The sequence below is a fragment of the Microbispora sp. NPDC046933 genome (genome assembly GCF_040644635.1).
Lineage (GTDB): Bacteria > Actinomycetota > Actinomycetes > Streptosporangiales > Streptosporangiaceae > Microbispora.
In genome coordinates this window covers 1-1,000 of record NZ_JBEYWW010000141.1, presented here as the reverse complement: position 1 = coordinate 1,000, position 1,000 = coordinate 1, and the positions used below count along the sequence as shown (strand labels likewise).

At 41.0% G+C, this 1,000-nt stretch carries 1 protein-coding gene; it reads left to right on the top strand.

Translation table 11 applies throughout. The features are described 5' to 3' along the window. Nucleotides 1–38: 38 nt before the first annotated feature. The coding region (gene dld / locus ABZ857_RS44410; RefSeq protein ID WP_357057027.1) for a D-lactate dehydrogenase at nucleotides 39–1,000 on the top strand (962 nt) is incomplete at its 3' end.

Here is a 1,000-nt window from a genome sequence, read left to right as displayed (position 1 = left end):
CGCGGCCGTGGGTCTGTTCCAGGTAGCGCAGGACGGCCGTGACCCGCCGATCCACCCGGTCGGTGGGCGCCAGGTCGAGTTTGGCTAAAGATTTACAGTTAATCAATAATGGGGAACAAGTACTAGCATTCCCCGGTACGACACTGTTTCACTTAGAAAATGAATTGCGACCACTTAAACGTGAACCACATTCAGTCATTGGCTCATCTAATTTGGGTGCATCGGTCATTGGTGGTATTAACAACAATTCTGGTGGTGCTTTGATCAGAAGAGGTCCAGCTTATACAGAGCTATCATTGTATGTTTGGATTGATGAACATGACGAAATGCACTTAGTTAACCATTTAGGCATTGATTTGGGCAAAACGCCCGAAGAGATTATTACTAATTTGCAGAACCGCAATTTTGATTTGAATCAAGTACCAGCTACTGAACATCATGGTTCAATGTTCCATCATGAACAGGTTGTGCGTGACGTTGAATCTGATAAGCCTATTCGATACAATGCAAATCCTAAAGAATTGTATGAAGTATCTGGATCGTCCGGTCACGTTGCGGCATTGGCTGTCCGCTTAGATACATTCCCAATGGATAAAAAAACACAAATGTTTTACATTGGAACGAATAATCCCGATGAGTTGGAAGATATTCGTCGCCATATTATGACGACATTCAAAGAATTGCCTGTTTCTGGTGAATATATGCATAAAAATGCTTATAAATTGGCCAAGAAATATGGTAAAGACTCACTAATTGTGATTGAAAAAATTGGTACGGGTCATTTGCCCCAAATGTTTGCGCTAAAAGCATGGGGCGAACGCTTTTTGAAGCACATTCCGTTTTTCAAACCTTATTTCCCAGATCGTTTGCTTCAAACATTAAGTAATTTATTTCCTAATCAAATACCAAAGCGGTTAGATGATTATTACGAAAAGTACGACCATTACCTACAATTGAAAATGGCTGGTAATGGTATTGAAGAAGCGCGAGAGTATCTCAA